Source organism: Curtobacterium pusillum, from assembly GCF_013359865.1.
Classification (GTDB): domain Bacteria; phylum Actinomycetota; class Actinomycetes; order Actinomycetales; family Microbacteriaceae; genus Curtobacterium; species Curtobacterium pusillum.
Genome location: NZ_JABMCE010000080.1, coordinates 100,392 through 119,830 on the forward strand (window position 1 = coordinate 100,392; position 19,439 = coordinate 119,830).

16 protein-coding genes are annotated in these 19,439 nt (G+C 72.6%); 6 read left to right on the plus strand and 10 right to left on the minus strand.

The features are described 5' to 3' along the window. The first annotated feature begins 25 nt into the window (after nt 1–25). Nucleotides 26–394, plus strand: coding sequence for a twin-arginine translocase TatA/TatE family subunit (locus tag HP507_RS11530; RefSeq protein WP_175351929.1), 369 nt, complete (start codon nt 26–28; stop codon nt 392–394). 80 nt (nt 395–474) lie between these two features. On the opposite strand, the gene HP507_RS11535 is transcribed toward HP507_RS11530, so the two are convergent. The 5 genes from HP507_RS11535 to HP507_RS11555 all read right to left on the minus strand — a co-directional run bounded on the left by HP507_RS11535 (nt 475) and on the right by HP507_RS11555 (nt 5,761). After that, nucleotides 475–1,761 (minus strand): carbohydrate-binding protein, encoded by a 1,287-nt coding sequence (locus HP507_RS11535; protein ID WP_175351930.1) that lies wholly within the window; start codon nt 1,759–1,761, stop codon nt 475–477. Between the two features lie 139 nt (nt 1,762–1,900). Next, the gene (locus tag HP507_RS11540; protein ID WP_175351931.1) at nt 1,901–2,749 is read right to left on the minus strand and encodes a class I SAM-dependent methyltransferase; all 849 of its coding nucleotides are present in this window, start codon (nt 2,747–2,749) and stop codon (nt 1,901–1,903) included. A 10-nt stretch (nt 2,750–2,759) separates the two neighbouring features. Further along, on the minus strand, nt 2,760–3,914 hold the full coding sequence (locus HP507_RS11545; protein ID WP_175351932.1) for a P-loop NTPase: 1,155 nt from the start codon (nt 3,912–3,914) through the stop codon (nt 2,760–2,762). Beyond that, nucleotides 3,907–4,458: a DUF1003 domain-containing protein gene (locus HP507_RS11550; RefSeq protein ID WP_175351933.1), complete on the minus strand. Its 552-nt coding sequence runs from the start codon at nt 4,456–4,458 to the stop codon at nt 3,907–3,909. Before HP507_RS11550 ends, HP507_RS11545 begins: the two co-directional genes overlap by 8 nt. Further along, the gene (locus HP507_RS11555) at nt 4,442–5,761 is read right to left on the minus strand and encodes a magnesium transporter MgtE N-terminal domain-containing protein (protein ID WP_175351934.1); all 1,320 of its coding nucleotides are present in this window, start codon (nt 5,759–5,761) and stop codon (nt 4,442–4,444) included. Before HP507_RS11555 ends, HP507_RS11550 begins: the two co-directional genes overlap by 17 nt. A gap of 104 nt (nt 5,762–5,865) precedes the next feature. On the opposite strand from HP507_RS11555, the gene HP507_RS11560 reads away from it, so the two are divergent. Continuing rightward, nucleotides 5,866–6,795: a YflT domain-containing protein gene (locus HP507_RS11560; protein ID WP_175351935.1), complete on the plus strand. Its 930-nt coding sequence runs from the start codon at nt 5,866–5,868 to the stop codon at nt 6,793–6,795. A gap of 54 nt (nt 6,796–6,849) precedes the next feature. Here HP507_RS11560 and HP507_RS11565 read toward each other — a convergent pair whose 3' ends face one another. Both HP507_RS11565 and HP507_RS11570 read right to left on the minus strand, forming a co-directional pair. Next, nucleotides 6,850–7,362: a GNAT family N-acetyltransferase gene (locus HP507_RS11565; protein ID WP_333781360.1), complete on the minus strand. Its 513-nt coding sequence runs from the start codon at nt 7,360–7,362 to the stop codon at nt 6,850–6,852. A gap of 9 nt (nt 7,363–7,371) precedes the next feature. Next, the gene (locus HP507_RS11570) at nt 7,372–8,856 is read right to left on the minus strand and encodes an aminopeptidase P family protein (protein ID WP_175351936.1); all 1,485 of its coding nucleotides are present in this window, start codon (nt 8,854–8,856) and stop codon (nt 7,372–7,374) included. A 70-nt stretch (nt 8,857–8,926) separates the two neighbouring features. On the opposite strand from HP507_RS11570, the gene HP507_RS11575 reads away from it, so the two are divergent. Then, the gene (locus HP507_RS11575; RefSeq protein WP_271207169.1) at nt 8,927–9,799 is read left to right on the plus strand and encodes a PHP domain-containing protein; all 873 of its coding nucleotides are present in this window, start codon (nt 8,927–8,929) and stop codon (nt 9,797–9,799) included. Nucleotides 9,800–9,987: 188 nt separating this feature from the next. Here HP507_RS11575 and HP507_RS11580 read toward each other — a convergent pair whose 3' ends face one another. After that, on the minus strand, nt 9,988–11,463 hold the full coding sequence (locus HP507_RS11580) for a DEAD/DEAH box helicase (RefSeq protein ID WP_175351938.1): 1,476 nt from the start codon (nt 11,461–11,463) through the stop codon (nt 9,988–9,990). 91 nt (nt 11,464–11,554) lie between these two features. Between HP507_RS11580 and HP507_RS11585 the strand changes: the two genes are divergently transcribed. Continuing rightward, nucleotides 11,555–12,271, plus strand: a complete 717-nt coding sequence (locus HP507_RS11585; protein ID WP_271207168.1) for a ferritin-like fold-containing protein — start codon at nt 11,555–11,557, stop codon at nt 12,269–12,271. A gap of 6 nt (nt 12,272–12,277) precedes the next feature. Here HP507_RS11585 and HP507_RS11590 read toward each other — a convergent pair whose 3' ends face one another. After that, nucleotides 12,278–12,574 (minus strand): hypothetical protein, encoded by a 297-nt coding sequence (locus HP507_RS11590; RefSeq protein ID WP_175351939.1) that lies wholly within the window; start codon nt 12,572–12,574, stop codon nt 12,278–12,280. 4 nt (nt 12,575–12,578) lie between these two features. Beyond that, the gene (locus HP507_RS11595; protein WP_175351940.1) at nt 12,579–12,803 is read right to left on the minus strand and encodes a DUF3107 domain-containing protein; all 225 of its coding nucleotides are present in this window, start codon (nt 12,801–12,803) and stop codon (nt 12,579–12,581) included. 152 nt (nt 12,804–12,955) lie between these two features. Between HP507_RS11595 and HP507_RS11600 the strand changes: the two genes are divergently transcribed. Beyond that, complete coding sequence (locus HP507_RS11600; RefSeq protein ID WP_175351941.1) at nt 12,956–16,111, plus strand: ATP-dependent helicase; 3,156 nt, start codon at nt 12,956–12,958, stop codon at nt 16,109–16,111. Then, entirely contained in the window at nt 16,108–19,353 is a 3,246-nt protein-coding gene (locus tag HP507_RS11605) for an ATP-dependent DNA helicase (protein ID WP_271207167.1), read from the plus strand. Before HP507_RS11600 ends, HP507_RS11605 begins: the two co-directional genes overlap by 4 nt. The last annotated feature ends 86 nt before the right edge of the window (nt 19,354–19,439 follow it).

The window sequence follows — 19,439 nt, forward strand, 5'->3', positions numbered from 1 at the left end:
GGTGCGGACGGGTTACGCTCGTACCGTGTTCGACGGCTTCGAGAAGTTCCTGGTGATCGGGATCATCGGCGTCCTCCTGCTCGGCCCGCAGCGGCTGCCGATGTACGCCCAGAAGCTCGCCGAGTTCGTGAAGGCCGTCCGTCGTTTCGCCGACACCGCGAAGGACCGGATGCGCGAGGAGATGGGCCCCGAGTTCGACGAGGTCGACTGGCAGAAGCTGGACCCGCGACAGTACGACCCCCGGCGGATCATCCGCGACGCCCTGCTCGACTCCGGCGGCAGCGCGGCCGCCGTGCAGACGGCGCAGGTCACCGCCTCGAAGGTGCGTGCGACGGCACCCGTGGTGCCGCTCGCCGCCGGCGAGGCCGCACCCTTCGACGCCGAGGCGACCTGACGACCGGCGCGTGACCAGCAGACGGACGGGAGGCACGGTGCCAGCCGGCACCGTGCCTCCCGTCCGTCACGTGGTGGCGACTACTTCAGGTCGGCGAGGAACCGGTCGGTCCAGGCGAGCGCCGGAGCGCTCGAGACGGAGCTGCACGTGGACGACGCCGTCGTCGAGGCGCAGGGGGTGTCCCGGTCGAGCGACCAGTAGTGCACGCCGGCGAGGCCGTTCGCCTCGGCGTAGGCGGACAGCGTGTCGACGTCGGCGAGGGTGAAGACCTCGTCGGAGGCGTCGTTCACACCGATCATCGGGGTGACCTCGATCTTCGACGGCGCGATGCCGTACGTGTGCTCGAGGTTGGTCACGGCCTGGATGGAGGACTGCCCCATCTCGCAGGTGGATCCGGAGAGGACGCAGTTCGCGGTGGTCGCGCGGCCGAAGTCCATCGTCATGAGGTTGACGGTGTAGTTCGTCAGGCTCGACGCCTTGATCGCCCTCACGGTGGCGTCGCCGGTGCTGTTCAGGCCGCCGTACGACCCGTCACTCGCGGCGAGGGTCGCCAGGGTGAACGAGAAGCGCAGTCCCGGGTACTTCGTCTGGGCGAGTGCTGCGGCGTTCACCAGGTTCTGCACGTCGGCGGCCGACTGACCGCTCTCGATGTCGAAGTCGACTCCGATCATGTGCGGGGTGGCGTAGCGGGCGATGAAGCTCTGCAGCCCCGTGCCGGAGCACGTGAAGGAGCCCGCGGCGCCGCCGGTGCTGACGATGTAGTCCACTCCCGCGGCGTCGAGCTTCGGGATGTTGGCGCTCGCGAACGCGTCCGCGGCGACACCGCCCCAGTTCTCGCTGCCGCAGGTGCCGGTCGCGAAGGCGAGGGTGATCGCCTTGAGCCCGGGCTCCCGGGTGGAGACGAGGCTGTTGCTCGCCCCGACGACGGGGATCCGGGTGCCGGTGACCGCGGTGTTCATGACGTTCGTGTTCCAGTCGAGGTTCACCGTGACGTCCTTGTACGGGCTGAACACGAGGCCGCTCGCGGTGCCGGCGCTGCCGCCCGTGCCGGGGTCGGTCGTCCCGCCGCCGGGGTCCGTGGTGCCGCCACCGGAGCCCGTGCAGGCGCCGGTCGAGGTCCACGGTTGCCCGCTGCCCGTCGCGCCGGAGTGGGTCGCGGGGTCATCGCCCTGCGTCCACCAGTTCGCGGTGTAGTTCGTGCCGTTCTCGCTCACCGTGGCGCCACCGGTGTACGCCGTGCCGGCGCTCCATGCGCTCGCACACGACGGTGTCGCGGCGAGAGCCGGTGCGGCGGCGAGTGATCCCCCTGCGATCGTCGCGGCGACGGCGGCCGCGAGGCCGATCCGCGCTCGAGTGTTGTTCTTCACACGGTTCTCCTGTCCTCGGCCGGACCTCGTCGTCCGGCGGGTGGAACCCCTGCGACCCGATTTCGCAGGAGCATTGTGGAATACCCCTGCATGGTGCGCGCGACTGCGACGGCCTGTCCATGAAAGGACGCACAGGTCGTCAGTCCTTCGTCGCCACGATCGTGAAGGTCGCCGGCAGCCGATCCCGGTCGGACGCCGGCCAGGCCCAGGAGCCGTCGGCGGTGTCCTCCATCCGCGGACTGAACCGCCACGGCAGGGTCCGCCCCTCGTCGAGCCGACGAAGCCGGAGCCCGGCACCGAGCAGCGCGTTCACGATCTCGGACAGCGGGTGCGGCCACTCGTAGGTGCGGGTGTTCGCGACCGTTCCGTCGCCCGCGTAGGTGCCGGCATCGTCCCACTGCTGGGCGGTGCCGTCGGGGAAGTACCGGTACCGGGTGACGAGCTCGTCGGCGGTCTCGTCGAGGGCGTAGAGCGCGGGGTGGCCGTCGCGGATGAAGAACACGCCACCCGGGCGGAGCAGCGCGGCGACCTGTGCCGCCCACCGGTCGAGGTCGGCGAGCCAGCAGATCGTGCCGATGCTCGTGTAGACGACGTCGAAGTCGCCGACGACCACGGCCCGGGCGTCGAGGACGTCCGTCTCGACCCACGTCACGTCGAGCCCGAGCCGCTCGGACAGCCCCGCCGCGGACGCGAGGGCGGCAGGGGAGAAGTCGACGCCGGTGACGCGGGCGCCCTCGCGCGCGAGCGACACGGTGTCGGTGCCGATGTGGCACTGCAGGTGGCAGAGGTCGAGGCCGGCGAGCGAACCGTCGGGCAGCCACGGGGCGAGGGCGGGCAGGTCGTCGCGGACCACGGCCGAGCGGTGGTCGGGGTCGGAGAGGGCGTCGATCTCGTACGCGCCCTCGTGGATCGGGACGCGGTCGTCCCAGTTCGCGCGGTTGGTGTCGCGGGCGTGCTCCCAGTCGACGCTGACGTGGTCGGTGCTCATGCACTCGACCCTAGGACAGGGACAGCCCGAGCTTCCGGCCGGCCAGCCCCCGGCCCATGGTGGTGATCCGGTCCGCGATGGCGGTGAGGGCCACCGCAGCGGGGTCGTCCGGGGCTCCGAGCACCACCGGGACGCCGGTGTCCCCGCCCTCGCGGAGCGGCACGGACAGCGGCACGCTGCCGAGCACCGGGACGGGCACGTCCTGGTCGCGAGACAGCCGCCGTGCGGTCTCGGCGCCGCCGCCCTCGCCGAAGAGGTGCAGCACGGATCCGTCCGGCTGCACGAGGCCCGCCATGTTCTCGACCACGCCGATGACCCGCTGCCCGGTCTGCCGAGCGACGATCCCGCTCCGCTCGGCCACGTCCGCCGCAGCGGCCTGGGGCGTGGTCACGACGAGCACCTCGGCGTGGGGGAGCAGCTGACCGACGGAGATCGCCACGTCCCCGGTGCCCGGCGGCAGGTCGAGCAGGAGGACGTCGAGGTCGCCGAACCACACGTCGGTCAGGAACTGCGAGACGGTCCGGTGCAGCATCGGCCCGCGCCAGGACACCGCGGTCGAGACGTCGTCGACGAACATCCCGATCGAGACGACCTTCACGTCGTGCGCCACCGGCGGCAGGATCATGCTGTCCACCCGGGTCGGGCGGGGTGCGACCCCGCGCTCGTCGGTGAGCCCCAGCAGCCCGGGGACGCTGAAGCCGTGCACGTCCACGTCGACCACGCCCACACGCTGCCCACGGGCCGCGAGCGCAGCCGCGAGGTTCACGGTGACGGTGGACTTGCCCACGCCGCCCTTGCCACTCGTGACGGCGATGACCCGGGTGAGGGAGTCCGGCGTGAACTGCACGCCCTTCGGCCTGCCGGCGCGGAGTCGTTCGGTGAGTGCGGCACGGGTGGCCGGGGCCATGACCGACACGTCGACCGACACCGCGGACACGCCGTGCACGGAACCGGCGGCGGCGCGCACGTCGCGCTCGATCGTGTCGGCGGCCGGGCACCCCACGATCGTGAGCTGCAGGTCGACGCGCACCGCGCCTCCAGGCTGGACGTCGACACCACGGATCATGTCGAGCTCCGTGACGGGCCGGCGGATCTCCGGGTCGATCACGCGACCGAGCGCGGCGAGGACCGCGGACCCGAGCTGCTCGTCGGGGTCCTCAGCCACGGGCGGTGCTGCCGGACTCGTCGGCGAAGCCGGCGCCGTCCGCGTCACGTCGGTCGAGCTCCTCGAGCAGCGAGCGGATCTCGGCGCGGATGAAGTCCTTCGACGCCATGTCGCGCATCGCCAGGCGCAGCGCGACGACCTCGCGCGCGAGGTACTCGGTGTCCGCCAGGTTCCGCTCGGCGCGCTGCCGGTCCTGCTCGAACTGCACCCGGTCGCGGTCGTCCTGCCGATTCTGGGCGAGCAGGATGAGCGGCGCGGCGTACGACGCTTGCAGCGACAGCACGAGGGTCAGCGCCGTGAAGCCGATCGCCGCGGAGTCGAACTGCCACGACTTCGGTGCCAGCGTGTTGTACCCCATCCAGACGAGGCAGAACAGGGTCAGTCCGACGAGGAACCACGGGGTTCCCATCGCACGCGCGATGCCCTCGGTGGCGCGACCGAACGTGTCGCCGCGACCGGAACGCCGCCGGGTCGGGAGCACCCGCGTCCGCATGCCCTTCGGGGAGTCGAGGCGTTCCTGACGGTTCTCATCCGTTCGGGCCACGGGTGGTCCTCCTTCCCGTCGTCACGGGCGTCTTGCGCGGTCGTTGGCGTGGAAGCGGTGAGGGTTCCCCCTCGCCCTGACTTCGCCAGTCGTCCGGCAGGACGTGGTCGAGGACATCGTCGATCGTCACCACCCCGACGAGTCGGTGGGCGTCGTCGACCACGGGGACGGACAGCAGGTTGTAGGTCGCCATGATGCGGGTGACCTCGGCGGCGCTCGCGTCGACCCGGACCGGTTCGGTCTGCTGGTCGATGAGGGTGCCGAGCCGCTCGTTCGGCGGGTACCGCAGCATGCGCTGGAAGTGCACGAGACCGAGGAAGCGGCCGGTCGGCGGCTCGTACGGCGGCAGCGTGACGCAGACCGCGGCGCCGAGCACCGGAGCGAGCTCGTGACGCCGGACCAGGGCGAGACCCTCGGCCACCGTCGCGTCGGCCGACACGATCACCGGCTCGGTCGTCATGAGCCCACCGGCGGTGTCCGGCTCGTACTCGAGGAGCATGCGCACGTCCTGCGCCTCCTCCGGCTCCATGAGCTCGAGGAGGGCCTCACTGCGCTCGTCGGAGAACTGCGCGAGCACGTCGGCCGCGTCGTCGGGCTGCATGTGGTCGAGGACGTCGGCGGCGCGGGAGTCCTCGAGCCGGGTGAGGATGTCGATGCGCTCCTGGTCGGGCATCTCCTCGAGCACGTCGGCGAGCCGGTCGTCGGGGAGCTCCTCGGCGACCTCGAACCGGCGTTCCTCCGGCAGGTCGAGCAGCGTCGACGCGAGGTCGGCCGGCAGCAGGTCGGAGTAGGCGGCGATGACGTGCTCGGCGGACTGGGCCTCGCCGGGGAGTTCGTCCTCGGTGACCTCGTTCCACGTCGCGAACGTCGTCGGGCCCTTGCCGAACGGCGACGGCGTGGTCTTCGGCTTGCGGAGGAAGAGCTGCGACACCTCCCAGTCGCCCTGCCCGCGGTCCTCGATCGCGACGTCCTCCACCGTGGCGCGGATGCGCTCCTTCTTGATGAGGACCTTGCGGCCGAGCATCTCCGCGATCACCCGGACCTCGCCACCCCGCTGCTCGAAGCGGCGCATGTTCACGAGGCCCGTCGTGATGACCTGCCCGGCACCGATCGACGTGATGCGCCCGATGCTGACGAAGATGCGGCGCTTCCCCGGCACCTCGACGATGAGGCCGACGACGTGGGGCGCGTCCACCCGGCGGTACACGACGAGGACGTCCCGCACGCGGCCGACACGGTCGCCCGCGGGGTCGAAGACGGAGCACCCGGCGAGGCGGGCGACGAAGACCTTCGTGGCGCTCACCCGACCCAGCGTAGTCGGTCGGTCCTGCGGCTCGGCCACGAGCGGTCGGCTGCTTCCCTGTGAGTGCACGTGCGATTGCAAGGTGCCGGGTGAATGATGGCTGTGTGAGCAATCAGAGCCCGTTCGCCGGACGCACCGCCCAGGCCTTCCCGACGCTGCCGCGCGGGGACGTCCTCGGCACGTACGACAGCTACCCCGACGCGCAGCGCGTGGTGGCGAAGCTCGCCGAGGCCGACTTCCCGGTCAACCAGCTCTCGATCGTCGGCAACGACCTCAAGACCGTCGAGCGCGTCACCGGCAAGATGACCTACGGCCGGGCCGCCATCGCCGGCGCCCTGTCCGGCCTCTGGCTCGGCATCTTCTTCGGCATCGTGCTCACCCTGTTCTCGCCGAGCGCCGGCGGCCTCATCCTCGCCGCCGCCATCATCGGTGCCGCGTTCGGCATGCTCTACGGCATCGTCTCGTTCGCGATCACGAAGCGGCAGCGCGACTTCACGAGCGTGCACCAGGTGCTCGCCACGAACTACCAGATCGTCGTCGACCCGCAGCTGACCGGGCAGGCCCGGCGCATCCTCGGGGAAGCCGGGGTCGCCCCCGCCACGCACTGGAACCCGGGGACGCCCGGCGCACCGGGCGGGCCCGCGGCCGGTGGCCCCGGTGCAGCCGGCCCCGGACTGCACGGCCAGCAGCCGTGGCGACCCGGCCCGCAGGACCCCAGGTCGCAGCAGTCGCCCTACGGTGGGCACTCCACGCCCCACCAGCCCGGAGGCGCGCAGCAGTCCGGCACGTCGGCTCCCGGCGGCCAGACGGGAGCGCCGCGCTACGGCACGAACGAGGGGCCTCGGTACGGGGAGACCCCGGCGACGGCACCCGCACCGGCAGCGCCCGCGGCGTCGTCGCAGCCGCACGCCGAGGAGCCGCCGCGCTACGGCGAGCGGGTCACCGGAGCCACGCCGACGTCGGCGCCCTCTGCTGCCCCGTCGTCGCCGGGGTCCTCCGAGGCCGAGCGTCCGGAGGACGACGAGTCCCGCTGACTCCGCGGCCGCGTGCGGCCGCGCGGCGAACCGCGATCTCACGCGGACGGACGGCTACAGGACCTTCGAGTAGCAGATCGACAGGGGAGCGCCGACGTAGGGGCCGAAGTTCGCGATGCGGGAGAACCCCTCGCGCTCGTAGAACCCGATGGCACGCTTCTGCTCGTTCCCGGTCTCCAGCACGAGCGCCGGCGAACCGAGGTCGAGCGCGGCGTCCTCCAGTCGCCGCAGGAGCGCGGTCGCGACTCCCGCGCCACGTGACTCCGGCCGGACGTACATCCGCTTGATCTCGGTGATGCCGTCCTGCACGATCCGCAGACCACCGCACCCGAGCGGCGTGCCGTCCTCGTCGCGGGCGAGGAAGAACACCGCGATCGACTCGGCGGTGGGCTTCTCGCCGGGCTCGGTGTCGCCGCCGTAGGCACGGTCGATCTCCAGGCGCTGGGCGGCTCGGAGCCGCTGCGCGTCGGGGGAGTCGAAGTGCTCGACGTCGATCGAGAACGCGGTCGCGGCGTCGTCGCCGGGCGCGCCGGCGTTCGTGGTGGGGGAGACCTCGGGAGTCGTCACCCGCTCAGGCTAGCGGCCGGAGCGGGCGATCCACCCCTCCACTTCCGAGGGGGTCCGTGGGATGCCGATCGACAGGTTCTCGGCACCGTCCTCGGTCACGAGGATGTCGTCCTCGATGCGGACGCCGATGCCGCGGAACTCCTCGGGGACGGTGAGGTCGTCCTGCTGGAAGTACAGGCCGGGCTCGATCGTGAACACCATGCCGGGCTGCACGATGCCGTCGATGTACATCTCGCGCCGGGCCTTCGCGCAGTCGTGCACGTCGAGTCCGAGGTGGTGGCTGGTGCCGTGCACCATGTAGCGGCGGTGGAACTGGTTCTCCTGCTGCAGGGACTCCTCGGCGGTGCCGGGCAGGAAGCCCCACTCGGCGGTCTTCCGCGCGATGACCTCCATCGCGGTGGCGTGCACCTGTCGGAACGTGATGCCCGGCTTGACGATCGCGAACGCGGCGTCGGCAGCTTCGAGCACGGCTTCGTAGACGAGGCGCTGTACGTCGGAGAACGTCCCGCTGACGGGCAGCGTCCGGGTGATGTCGGCCGTGTAGAACGAGTCGACCTCGACACCGGCGTCGATGAGGATGAGGTCGCCCGGCTGCACGGCGCCGTCGTTGCGTGTCCAGTGCAGGATGCAGGCGTGGTGGCCCGAGGCGGCGATCGTGTCGTAGCCGACGGTGTTGCCGTCGGCCCTGGCGCGGCGGTTGAACGTGCCCTCGACGATGCGCTCACCGCGGGGGTGCGCGAGCACGGCGTCGAAGTCGGCGATGACGTCGTCGAACCCGGCCTTCGTCGCGTTCACGGCCTTGCGGAGTTCGTTCACCTCGAACGGGTCCTTGACCAGCCGGAGCTCGGAGAGGTCGCGGGCGAGGGCGTCGTCGGTCGCGGGCACGCCGTCCGACTCGGGGGCGCCACCCACCGCACTGCCGAGACGGTCGTCGAGCCCGCGGGTGAGGTCGGTGTCGGCGTCACGGACGACCAGCGCCGATGCGTCGAGCCCGGCGCTCACGGCGTCGAACGCGCCGAGGTCGGCCGTCGCGAGACCGAGGTCGGCTGCCACTTCCTCGAGCGAGGGACGCGGCCCGACCCAGAACTCGCCGATCTCCGGGTTCGCGTAGAACTCCTCGGAGTCGCGGCCGGCGGTGGCGCGGAAGTACAGCGTGGCGTCGTGCCCGGAGCCGTTCGGCGTCATCACGAGGACCGAGCCGACGACCGTGTCGGCGCCCCAGCCGGTGAGGTGCGCGAACGCGGAGTGCGGGCGGAACGGATAGTCGCAGTCGTTCGAGCGCACCTTGGCCTGCCCCGCCGGGACGACGATCGTCCGTCCGGGGTGCAGCTCGGAGATCCGGGCGCGGCGCACGGCGGCGAAAGCGGCCTGCTCGCGCGGCTCGGGCAGTGGACGGTCGCGGTCAGCCCACTGCGAGCCGATGTAGTCCTTGAACGTCGAGGATCCGGGGGTCGTGGAACGGTTGCTCGTCGCGCGGGGAGTGGTGTCGGACATGGACCCATCATCCCACCGACCATCGGACCGCGGCCTGTGCGCCCGCTCACCTGTGGATAGCATTGTCGACGTGCCCGATCCGTTCATCGACCTGCACGCGCACTCGAGCGTCTCCGACGGCACCGAGCGACCCGCGGACCTCGTCCGGGCGGCAGCGGCCGCCGGACTGGACGCGGTCGCCCTGACGGACCACGACACGACGGCGGGGTGGGCCGAGGCCACGGCGACCGTCCGCGACCTGCCGCTGACGCTCCTCCCGGGCCTCGAGCTGAGCACCCGTGTCGGCCACCGCAGCGTGCACGTCCTCGGCTACCTCGTCGACCCCGACGACCACGGCCTCGTCGCGGAGACCGGTCGCATCCGCGACGGCCGGCTCGCTCGCGCCCGCCGGATGGTCGAGCGCATCGGCCGCGACCACCCCCTCACCTGGGACGACGTGCTCGCGCAGTCGCGGGACGGCGCCACGATCGGCCGCCCGCACATCGCCGACGCGCTCGTCGCCCGGGGGCTCGAGGCCGATCGCAGTGCGGCGTTCCGCGGGATCCTGCACCCGGCGTCGGGCTACTACGAACCGCACGAGGCGCCGACCCCGCTGCGTGGTGTCGAGCTCATCCGGCAGGCCGGCGGTGTGCCCGTGATCGCGCACCCGGCGGCGTCCTCGCGCGGGATCGTCATCGACGAGCCGATGCTCCGCGAACTGGTCGAGGCCGGTCTCGGTGGACTCGAGGTCGACCACCGCGAGAACCTCGCCCACGGCAAGCGGACCCTGCTCGACTGGGCGACGCGCTACGACCTGTTCGTCACCGGCTCGAGCGACTACCACGGCACCGGCAAGCCGAACCGCCTCGGGGAGCACCGCACGGCACGGGCCGCGTTCGACACGATCCTGTCCGAGGCGACCGGAAGCACCCCCGTCGTCGGTGCCGGTTCCCGCCTGCCCTGACGCACGCTTCGTGTCGCGTCAGCGACACCTCCCGGCGCGCCCGCCTCGTCGGTTCCGCGAAAGCGACAGTCTGCCGCGGGAGTCCGGCGGCAGACTGTCGCTTTCGCGGAAGGGCGAATCCGGCCCCGCCCGCCCGGGAACGCGGAAGGGCCCGTCGCGTGAGCGACGGACCCTTCGGCCTGGAGGCGCTACTCGCCGTCCGACGTGCCCTGCGGCGCCGAGGCGGTCGCCTCGGACGACCCGCTGCCGCTTCCGCTTCCGCGGCGGCGGCGCCGACGACGCCGCTTCGCCGCACCGTCGGCCGATGCGCCCTCGGGGGCCGTGGAGTCGGAGGCCGGGGTCTCGGATGCCGCGGCCGGCGAGGCGGGCTGCTCCGCGCCTCCAGTCCGGGTCCGGGTGCGGGGCGGACGCGAGCCCGTGCGCTGACGGTCGCCCGACCGCTTCTCCGCGGGGCCACCGGCGGAGGCCGCGTGCGCGGACGCACCGGGCAGACGACCCTTCGTGCCCTTCGGGATGTCGAGGTCCTCGAACAGGTGCGGCGACGACGAGTAGGTCTCGACGGGCTCGGGGATGCCGAACTCGAGCGCCTTGTCGATCAGCGTCCACTTGTGCAGGTCGTCCCAGTCGACGAACGTGACCGCGATGCCGGTCTTGCCCGCACGACCGGTGCGGCCGGCGCGGTGCAGGTACGTGTCCGGGTCGTCCGGGATGGTGTGGTTGATGACGTGCGTGACGTCGTCCACGTCGATGCCGCGAGCCGCGACGTCGGTCGCGATGAGGACGTCGCGCTTGCCGGCCTTGAAGGCGGCCATGGCGCGCTCGCGCTGCTCCTGGTTGAGGTCGCCGTGCACGGCCGCGGCGTTGAACCCGCGGTCCTTCAGCTCCTCGACGAGCTTCGCCGCGGCGCGCTTCGTCCGGGTGAAGATGACGGTCTTGCCGCGCCCCTCCGCCTGCAGGATCCGCGCGATGACCTCGTCCTTGTCGAGCGAGTGCGCACGGTAGATGACGTGCTTGATGTTGGCCTGCGTCAGCCCCTCGTCCGGGTCGGTCGCGCGGATGTGGACCGGCCGGGTCATGAAGCGGCGAGCGAGCGCCACGATCGGTGCCGGCATCGTGGCCGAGAACAGCATCGTGTGCCGCACGGCGGGAACGGCCTGGAAGATCCGCTCGATGTCCGAGAGGAAACCGAGGTCGAGCATGCGGTCGGCCTCGTCGAGCACCACCTCCTGCACGTGGGAGAGGTCGAGCAGCCGCTGGCGCTGCAGGTCGATGAGGCGGCCCGGGGTGCCGACGACGATCTGGGCGCCGGCCTTGAGCTGCTCGATCTGGCCCTCGTACGCCTTGCCGCCGTAGATCGACACGATCTTCGTCGGGCGGTTCGAGGTGGCCAGCTCGAGGTCCTCGGTCACCTGGACCGCGAGCTCACGGGTCGGGACGACCACGAGGGCCTTCACGCCGTGCTCCGGGTCGGCACCGAGTCGCTGGATGAGGGGGAGGCCGAAGCCGAAGGTCTTGCCCGTACCCGTCTTGGCCTGGCCGATGATGTCCTGGCCGGTGAGGGCGAGCGGGATCGTCTGCTGCTGGATCGGGAAGGGCTCGAGGATGCCCTTCGTCGCGAGCGCGTCGACGATGTCCTGCTCGATGGAGAGGTCTGCGAAAGTCAAAGAATCACCTTAGTTCTGGTGGAAGTCCGGACCAGTCTACCGACGGGCCCGGCCGGGCGGGGCGGCAGGCGGTTCCCGCTATGCTCGTCGCGTGGTCTCGTGGTGGAACCGGAAGCGCGCGGCGCAGCTCGCCGCCGCGTGGCTCGCGTCGCGGAACCCGCGGGGCGCGTCGCCCGTGGAACGCCTCCAGCTGGACGACGTCACCCCCGAGCTCGACGTGTACCTGGGCCAGGGGGCGTACCTCGAACTCTCGCTGTACGAGACGATGGGCCGTGCCGGTGCCGGGGCGCCGACGCTCTCCGGTCGGCTCGTCACGGGCGTGCTCGCGACCACCGCACTGGAGCGGCACCGGACGATCGTCGCCGAGATCGAGCGCACCGGGGGCGACCCTGCCGCGCTGATGGCACCGCACCGTGAGGCGATCGACCTCTTCCTCGAACGCACGAGCGGCGCCGACTGGTACGAGTCGATGCTCACCGGCTACGTGACCGCCGGTATCCTCAACGACCTGTTCGGCAGTCTGCTGCGGTCGCTCCCGGCCGAGGTCCGGCAGCGACTGAAGACCGTGTTCGACGCGCGGGAGGAAGCCGCCGTGGTCGAGGAACTCACCGCCCGCATCGCCGAGGACCCGCAGGTCGGGTCGCGTCTGGCGATGTGGGGCCGACGGCTCGTCGGGGACACGCTGCTGGTCGCCCGGTCGGCGCTCGCGTCCCACGCGCGTGAGGACCAGGAACGCCTCGAGCCGGTGTGGACCGAACTCATCGCGGCGCACACGCGTCGGATGGACGCGCTCGGACTCACCGCCTGACGAGCGTCAGGCGCCCTGGGCCTTGACGCGTTCGTAGTACGCCGCGTCCGCAGCGGTGCGGCGCTTGCCGAGGACCCACTCCGTGACGAGTGCGACCACGCCCGCGCCGACCAGCGCGACGACCCAGATCCAGGTCGCGTCGTACTGCCAACCGGCCCAGGTCAGCGCCTCCCACAGCACCGCGGCGACGATGCCGCCCACCGCCGGCCCGAGCAGCGACCCGCGGCTCGAGCGCCACGGCACGACGACGTGCGCGATGGCGCCGACGATCAGGCCGCCGAGGACCGCGAAGAGCAGTTCCACGTCGTCAGGCGACGAAGCCGATGCGACGGGACTCTTCCGCGCCGACCTCGACGTACGCGAGTGCCGCGACGGGGACGATGAACCGACGGCCCTTCTCGTCCTGGAGCGAGAGGTGCGTCGACTTCGCCGCGAGGGCCTCCGACACGGACTTCTCGATCTCGTCTGCGGTCTGGGCGGTCTCGAACGCGATCTCGCGCGGGCTGTTGATGATGCCGATCTTGATGTCCACGAGCACAGCGTATCCGAGCGGCCCGCGGGGACATCGGACGTTCGCCGCAGGCGCACGGCCGCCCCGGTGACCGGGGGCGCCGGGTCGTCGCGAGCGGGTCCGCCGCGCCGTGGCGACCGGCCGGTGTCGGTCGCGGCGGTTACCGTACGAGGGTGCCCCAGACCACGCTGACGCCCGCCCCCGAGGTCACGGGCGTCGCACGGGCACTCGCTGCCGATCCGTCGCAGGCCGCGGTGCTCGCGCTGCCGGACGGGCGCCACGCTGCGGTCATCGGAGCCCCCGGCACGGGCAAGACGACGACCCTGTCCCGGCTCGTGGCGGCGCGGCTCAGCCGTCACGACGCCATCTCGGATGACGGTCACGCGACGGTGCTCGCCCTGACGTCCGCGCGAACCGCGGCCACCGCACTCCGCGACCGGCTCGCCGCGTCGGTGGAACGCGTGATGCCCGGTGCCCTCGCCCGCACGGTGAACTCCCTCGCGTTCCAGATCGTGGCGCACGCGGCCGCCGTCCAGGGGCAGGAGACGCCCACACTCCTGACCGGTGGTGAGCAGGACCGCATCATCGCCGACCTGCTCGTGGGGCACGAACTCGACGGCACCGGCCCGGACTGGCCCGCCCCGATCACGGCGGTCGTCCGTGAGCGCGCCGGGTTCCGCACCGCGCTCCGGGACGTCATGATGCGGGCGGTCGCCGCCGGGGTCGAACCCGAGGACATGCGCGAGCTCGGCGACGACACCGGGCGGCCGGAATGGCGCGCCGTCGGGGACTTCGTCGACGAGTACCGGGCCGCCGTGACCTCGTTCCGGTCCACCAGCCTCGACGCCGCCGAACTCGTCGCGTACGCCACGGCCGCGGTCCTGCGCGGGCAGGTGCCGGCGAGTGTCGCGGCGCTCCGGCTCGTGGTCGTCGACGACACGCAGGAACTCGTCGAGGGGGAGATCGCCCTGCTCGGTGCCCTCGCACGCTCCGGGGTCCAGGTCGTCGCCTTCGGCGACCCGGACATCGCGGCCTCGGCGTTCCGCGGTGCCGAACCCGACGTGCTCGGCCGCCTCGCGGTGCGACTCGGTGTCGACCGCGTCGACGAACTCGTGCTCACCACCGTGCACCGGCACCCCGCGCCGATCCGAGCCCTCGTGACCGGGATCACGGCGCGCATCGGTGCGGCCGCCGCCGGTCGGCAGCGCACGGCGGTGGCGACCACGGCGGACGCCCGGCCCGACGCGGTCGTCCACCTCGAAGGGGCGAGCCGCGCGGCGCTCGTCGTGGCGGTCGCCCGGCGGCTGCGTGAGCACCGGCTGCTCGACGGCGTGCCCTGGCACCGGATGGCCGTCGTCACGCGCAGCGGTGCAGCGATCCCCGAACTCGTCCGAGCACTGTCCGTCGCCGAGGTCCCCGCCACCGCCGGTGCTGCGCCCGTCCGGCCCCGCGACGACACGGCCGCCCGGTCGCTGCTCGACGCCGCGGCCGTCTCGCTCGGTGTGCTCCCGCTCGACGCGGCGCTCGCCACGTCCTTCGCCACCGGACCGCTCGGCGGCCTCGACACGCTCGCGATGCGGCGTCTCCGGCTCGCCCTGCGGCGCGAGGAACTCGCCGGGGGCGGCAGCCGCACCGCCGACGACCTGCTGGTCGATGCGCTCGGGGCGCCGGAGCGGCTGGCGACGGTCGACGCAGGGTTCGCTCGGCGCGCCACACGGCTGGCCCGGAGTCTCGTGCAGGCCCGCGCCGACGCCGACTCCGGCGCGAGCATCGAGGAGATCCTCTGGGGGCTCTGGGAACGCAGCGGTCTCGCCGGCACCTGGGGCGGACAGTCGGCGGCCGGCGGCGTCGGTGCCGCCGAGGCCGACCGGCACCTCGACGCCGTGGTCGGGCTGTTCGCCGCGGCGAAGCGCTTCGTCGAACGGACCCCGGACGCTCCCGCTCGGGTGTTCGTCGACGACCTGCTCGGCGCCGACCTGCCCGAGGACTCCATCGGTCCGGACCGCACCACCGGGCGGGTCCGCGTGCTCACCCCCTCCGCCACGATCGGCCTGGAGTGCGACGTGGTCGTGGTCCTCGGGCTGCAGGACGGCGTCTGGCCGAACACCCGCGTCCGCGGCAGCCTGCTCGACCCGGACGGGCTCGTCCGCACCGCTGTGGGCACCGATCACTCGGCGATCGACGACCGTGCCGCCGTCATAGCCGACGAGCTCCGCCTCTTCGCCCGTGCGGTGTCGCGCGCGACGACACAGGTCGTGATCGGCACCGTCGCGAACGACGACGAGGCACCGTCCCCGTTCGTGCGGCTCGTCCCGGTCCCGCCCGACCGGCAGCCGACCGTGCACCCGCTGTCCCTCCGCGGACTCGCTGGGTCGCTCCGCCGCCGGGTGGTCGCATCGGGCGACCACGAGGCCGCGTCCGCGCTCGCACGGCTCGCCGAGGCCGAGGTGCCCGGTGCGTCGCCGGACGACTGGTGGGGGCTGGCCGAGCCGTCGACCGAGGAACCCCTGGTCGACCTGGGCGCCGAGCCGGAGCCCGAGCACGAGGGCGGTGACCCGGTCGCTCCGACGGTGTCCGTGTCACCCTCCGGTATCGGCACGTACGAGGACTGCCCCGTGCACTGGTTCGTGCAGACCTTCGGCGGCAGCGCCCCGAGCCCCGCGATGGGCATCGGGACGATCGTGCACGAGGCGATGGAGCACGCCACCGCCGTCGACGTGGAGTCCCTCTGGCAGCACGTCGAGGGGCGGTGGGACGAACTGACCTTCGAGTCGCCGTGGATCGCCGACCGAGAGCGCGCCCGCACGCGCCGCATGATCGAGGGGCTCAGCGACTACCTCCGAACCTTCGCCAGCGCCGGGCGACGGCTGCTCGGCGCGGAGACCTCCTTCGCCCTGGTGACCGGCCCCGCCCGGATGCGCGGCAGCATCGACCGCATCGAGATCGACCCCGACGGCCGGGTGAGCGTCGTCGACCTCAAGACGGGACGGTCCATGCCGAGCGAGAAGAACGACATGCCGGAGCACCCGCAGCTCGGCGCCTACCAGCTCGCGGTCGAGGACGGCGCCGTCGAGGGGGTGCCGGCCGGGTCGACCATGGCCGACGCGCGCCTGGTCTTCGTGCGGAACCCCCGGGGCGGCCACGCCTACGCCGAACGGACCCAGCACGCCTTCGACGACGACGCCCGTGACGCCTACCGGCAGCGGCTGCACGCCGTCGCCGAGGGCATGGCCGGCCGGACGTTCCTCGCGAACGTCGACGACCACTGCGAGAAGGCCCGGACCGGCGTCGAGTGCCGGATCCACGTCGTGGGCGAGGTGACCTGGTGAACGAGGAACAGCTGGTGCAGCCGACCGACGGCGTCACGGTCGCGACGCCACGGCACGACGCCGACACGATCGCCGACGCCCTCGGCCGACCCCGTCCGACCCCGCAGCAGCGCGCCGTCATCGAGTCGCCGCTCACGCCCGCGCTCGTCGTCGCCGGCGCCGGCAGCGGGAAGACGGAGACGATGGCCTCGCGCGTCGTCTGGCTGCTCGCCAACGGGATGGTCCGGCCGGACGGGATCCTCGGCCTGACCTTCACCCGCAAGGCCGCAGGAGAGCTGTCGGTCCGCATCAACGACCGGATCCGCGCCCTCGAGGACGTCGGCCTGCTCGAGGGCGGCGACGCGTTCGAGGCGCCGACGGTGTCGACCTACAACGCCTTCGCCAACTCGGTCTTCCGCGAGAACGCACTGCTCGTCGGACGCGACGGCGAGTCCCAGGTCCTCACCGAGCCGTCCGCCTGGCAGCTCGCACGCCGGGTGGTCGTGGCCGCGCGGGACGACCGGCTGGCCGGACTCGACCGCGACGTCGACACGGTCACCGCGGCGGTCGTGGCGCTCGCCGGAGCGGTGTCCGAACACCTCGTCGAGCCCGAGCGGCTCCGCCGGTTCGCCATCGAGTTCGCCGGCCTGCTCGAGTTGCCCGGCAACAACCGCGGCACGCCGTACAAGGCCATCACCGACGCGGTCGCGGCGATCGGCGCCCTCGAACCGCTCGTCGACCTGGTCGAGGAGTTCCGTCGCCAGAAGGTCGACCGCGGCTTCGTCGAGTTCTCCGACCAGATCGCCCTCGCCCTGGCCGCAGCGGAGTCCGCCCCCCGTGTGGTGTCGGACCTGCGCCAGCGGTACGGGGTGGTGCTCCTCGACGAGTACCAGGACACCTCGGTCGTGCAGACGCGGTTCCTCGCCCGGCTGTTCCGGGGGCACCCGGTCATGGCGGTGGGGGACCCGCACCAGTCGATCTACGGGTTCCGCGGGGCGAGCGCGGCGAACCTCGCCCGGTTCCCCCGCGACTTCGGGGACGACACCGGAGGCGCGCGGCCAGTCACGTTCGCGCTCTCGACGAGCTGGCGGAACCCCGTCGACGTCCTCGCGGGGGCGAACGCCGTCGTCGCGCCGCTGTCCGAAGCGTCCGAGGTCGACGTCGAGCGTCTCGTGCCACGGCCCGGCGCCGATGCGGGGACGGTACACGCCGTGTTCCCCGAGACCCTGCCCGAAGAAGCCGACGCCGTCGCCCGGTGGTTCGGCGCTCGACGAGCAGCGGACCCGAAGGGCTCGATGGCGCTCCTGCTGCGCTCCCGCAAGGACCTTGCGGCGTTCACGGCGGCGCTCGGCGAGCACCGGGTCCCGTTCCACGTGCTCGGCACCGGCGGTCTGCTCCAACGGCCGGAGATCGTCGACCTCGTCGCGTGCCTCCGCGTACTGCACGACCCCGCCGCGGGCAACGACCTCATCCGGCTGCTCGCCGGCGCCCGGTGGCGGATCGGCGCCGCAGACATCGCCGCCCTGCACGCGCTCGCCCGCTGGCTGTTCGGGCGGGACCACACCCAGCAGCGCCTCGACGACGAGCTCACCGCGGCGTTCCGGGCCTCGGTCGCGGCGGGCGAGCACGGGTCGATCGTCGACGCGCTCGACTTCGTGGCGACCGCTCCGGACGAGCACGGTGCCTTGGCGGACATCAGCGAGGTCGGACGTCGGCGGATGCGGGAGCTCGGCCGGCAGCTCGCCGCACTGCGCTCCCGGGCGGCCGGCGACCTGGTCGACTTCGTGACGCTCGTGGTGCAGGAGATGCGACTCGACATCGAGGTCGCCGCGCACGAGCAGGGAAGCGGCGCGTTCCTCGACGCGTTCGTCGACGAGCTCGCGGGCTTCGTGACGACCGACGACCGGGCCGACCTCGGCGCCTTCCTCGGCTGGATCGACGCGGCGGCACGGCGCGACGACATGGGGCCGCGCTCCGAGGAGCCCGAGGCCGGCACCGTGCAGATCCTCACCATCCACGGTTCGAAGGGCCTCGAGTGGGACGCGGTCGCCGTGCCGCGCCTGGTCGAGGGCGCGCTGCCCGCCCGCCCGCAGGAGGGCTCCTCGGGCTGGATCGGCTTCGGCCGGCTGCCCTACGAGTTCCGCGGTGACGCCGACGAACTCCCGCGGCTGGACTGGCGCGGGCACGACACCCAGAAGGACGTCACGCTCGCGATCGACGCCTACAAGGAGCAGGTGAAGGCCCGGAACGAGGACGAGGAACGTCGGTTGACGTACGTCGCGCTCACCCGGGCGAAGCACGACCTGCTCGTCACCGGGTCGTTCTGGGCCGGCGGGGTCCGGCCGACCGAGCCGAGCCGGTACCTCCGCGACCTCGTCGACGCCGGCGTGGTCGACGCCACCGCGGTGCCCGAGACGACCGAGCACGACGAGAACCCCCTCGGCGATGCGGGCGCCACCCAGACCTGGCCGCACGTGCCGTTCGGGCAACGCGCCGCCCGGGTCGTCGCGGCGGCCGATCGCGTGCGGAACGCCAACCCCGGTGCGGCCGGACGGTTCGCCGCCGACATCGACCTGCTGCTCGCCGAGCGCACCGCGAACCGGAAGGCTCGGCACGCGGTGGTCGTGCCGCACCGTGTGCCCGCGTCCGGGTTCAAGGACTACCTCTCCGAGCCGGACGCGGTCGCCGAACGGCTGCGACGCCCGATGCCGGAGCGTCCGTACCGTGCCACGCGGCTCGGCACGCTGTTCCACCAGTGGGTGGAGCAGCGCGCCCGGAGCGGCGGGGCGCTCGAGACGCTGGACGTCTGGGACGGCGAACTCGACCTCGACCAGGACGACGCGGTCGATGCCTCCGCGGAGGCCGTGGTCACCGATGACGACGCCCGCCGACTCGCCGATTTCCAAGCGACCTTCGCCCGGTCACGCTGGGCGGACCTGACCCCGGTCGAGGTCGAGCGGGAGATCCACATCCCGTTCCTCGGCCATAGCGTGGTCTGCAAGCTCGACGCGGTCTACGAGATCGACGGTCGCGCCGAGGTCGTCGACTGGAAGACGGGCAAGGCGCCGACGGGAGCGGACGACCTGGCGAAGCGGCAGCTGCAGCTCGCGCTGTACCGAGTCGCGTACGCCGAGTTCACCGGACGGCCGATCGACGAGGTCGACGCCGTGTTCTACTTCGTGGCCGACGACCTCGAGGTCCGGCCCCGGGAACTGCTCGATCGTGCCGGGCTGGAGCAGGCCTGGCGGAACGCGGTCGGCTGACCGCGCGGCTGGCGAGTCCACCCGGCCGGCTGGATCGAACCACGTATCCGACGTCGAACCAGCGGCGGGTGCCGGTTCGATGTCGG

What these genes read in the sequence shown, in the direction of transcription:
- HP507_RS11540 (WP_175351931.1), bottom strand. Translation starts at nt 2,749, where the DNA reads ATGAGCACCGACCACGTCAGCGTCGACTGGGAGCACGCCCGCGACACC.
- HP507_RS11570 (WP_175351936.1), bottom strand. Translation starts at nt 8,856, where the DNA reads ATGTCCGACACCACTCCCCGCGCGACGAGCAACCGTTCCACGACCCCC.